The organism is Dactylosporangium cerinum, from assembly GCF_042653625.1.
GTDB lineage: Bacteria > Actinomycetota > Actinomycetes > Mycobacteriales > Micromonosporaceae > Dactylosporangium > Dactylosporangium cerinum.
The window spans coordinates 1-1972 of the sequence record NZ_JBHSIU010000090.1; the positions used below are offsets into that span (position 1 = coordinate 1).

Consider the following 1972-nt stretch of genomic DNA (forward strand, 5'->3'; position numbering starts at 1 on the left):
TCTGCGTCGGGGAGTGCCGCACACCGGTCACTCGTTCGATCACGTCGGCGACCCGGGCCAGGGTCCACATGTCGGTGGCGAAGCCGTGGGTCTTCGGCCCAGCCAGCAACGCCGCCTCCACCTGTTCGATCTGCTCATCGGACAGCCGAGCCCTGCGTCCCAGCCGCGCCGCGCCGACCAACGCCTCCCGGCCACCGGACCGCCACTGGTGGTACCACCGCGACGCGGCCTGCGCCGTGACACCCAACGCATTGACCACATCGACCTGCCGGCAGCCGGCCTCGAACATGTCCACAGCCCGCATCCGCTGCTCCCGCAACGCATCCACGTCGCGAACGACACCACGACGCGGACCGGCTGACCGGGGTGAAGCAGTCATGTCCATGATTGTCTTACCTGTCAACCCGATCGGCCGACAGCGACTCACCGAGAACCCGAAAGATCTTTAACAGCCGCATGCGGCTCAGCACGTCGCGTGGTAGCCGGTGCAGTAACGCCGCCAGGAACGCCCGGTCGCCGTTGTCGAACCGCACTTTCTCGTTGCCCAGCTGGCGCTGCAGCACCATGATCTGATGCCGCAAGACGAGGATCTCGATGTCCTTGTCCCGGTTACTCGTGGGCAGCAGGCGCAGTACCGCGAACACGTTGGTCAGTCCGAGGTAGGCCAGTCGCAGCAGCACGACGGACCATCATGCCGCAGCGAGCACCAGGTACGCGAGAACCCGAACGGGGAACCACGCCAAGACCGTAGCGGCTACGCATACTGGCTCTCACCAGCACGGATGAGTTTTCGGCAGGCGCAGGGCGCCTCGACCACTCGCACGACGCCCGCGCGGTCCCCACCAGCCGGTGAGGTGAGCGCGCGCAGCAGCGACGCCGTGAACGTCGCCAGCCCGCACTGGGTCGGCGGGTACGTGCTCAGCAACCCGTAGGAGATCGTCATCGTCGAAGACCGGCCGACCTGGGGCCGGTATGGACACAGCGGTCGCCGTGCGTCGTTGGCATGAAACCCACCTTTCGTGGCGGGTGCGGCGCCGGACGGCGAGCGCAGAAGGCTACCCGGCGCTGGTCATTCGGTGCGAGCACCATGACGGCGACGATCGGTCGCCGACGACCCGGAGCAGAAATGAATCGAGACGGGTCAACGCTGCCGACCGTAACACGCGGCCGTCAGAACGATCCGGTGCGCGTCTCGCTGTAGGGAGCGAGCCGCGCGCCCACCACGTGGCGGAAGTTGAGCAGCAGCGTCGAGGTCTCGTCGTCACCGAACCGCGAGACCGTCAGCGCGTGCACGGCCTCCTCGGTCATCCACGCGGTGAGATGCTCGGTCGTGAGCTCGGTGCCGTGCACCCGCAGCACAAGCTCCTTCTCCCGGCCCGCGGTCAGCAGGTACAGCAGGCAGGTCGGATGTTCGATCGTCATGGCGCGCCCCTTCGACGAGTCACGATGTCGCGGACCGTCCACAATGGACGCAGGGCCTCGGTCGCCGAGGTCTTGGGCGACACTGTCATCCTACGCCGCTGTGCCGCGCCGAGGGCGGTGCGCCGATGGCCGGGCAGTGGTAGCGTCAGGTCTCTTCGATGCCACCCCGGTCCCCGGTGGCGCCGGCCCGATGACGAGGCGCCGCCGCGAGTGGACGGGAGGCTCCATGACGCACCGCACCCCGGTCGGCCGGGAGATTCCGGCTGCGCTCGCGGCCTCGCCCTGCTGACCTTCTTCGCACCCGGGGGGAGAGAGCTCCCGGGCGGCACCGCAATGCCGCCCGGGAGCTCTGGGATGTCCCCGTGCGAACTCCCGCGTCGATGCGCTGCGGCCGCCGATCACCCCGGTCGGCTGCCATGGCCGTCGAAATGCCGCCGGTCAAGGAAATTGCCAGCGGACACGGCATGCTGGCTCTGGCACAGATTCCGGATGCTGTTGGTGATCTTGGTTGTTTGGCCGGTTCGGGGCGCGTCGCTGCCGAAGCTGAAGG

Annotated in this window: 4 protein-coding genes; all 4 read right to left on the reverse strand. The window is 68.1% G+C overall.

The window, feature by feature from the left end:
* Positions 1 to 328: helix-turn-helix domain-containing protein (locus ACFPIJ_RS50580; protein ID WP_380126651.1), on the reverse strand; the 328-nt coding region annotated here is incomplete at its 3' end.
* Between the two features lie 64 nt (positions 329 to 392).
* On the reverse strand, positions 393 to 680 hold the full coding sequence (locus ACFPIJ_RS50585; protein WP_380126652.1) for a hypothetical protein: 288 nt from the start codon (positions 678 to 680) through the stop codon (positions 393 to 395).
* Between the two features lie 74 nt (positions 681 to 754).
* Positions 755 to 943: a hypothetical protein gene (locus ACFPIJ_RS50590; RefSeq protein ID WP_380126653.1), complete on the reverse strand. Its 189-nt coding sequence runs from the start codon at positions 941 to 943 to the stop codon at positions 755 to 757.
* Between the two features lie 227 nt (positions 944 to 1170).
* Positions 1171 to 1422 carry a hypothetical protein gene (locus ACFPIJ_RS50595; RefSeq protein WP_380126654.1) on the reverse strand — a complete coding sequence of 84 codons (252 nt, stop codon included), beginning with the start codon at positions 1420 to 1422 and terminating at the stop codon, positions 1171 to 1173.
* Positions 1423 to 1972 lie beyond the last annotated feature (550 nt).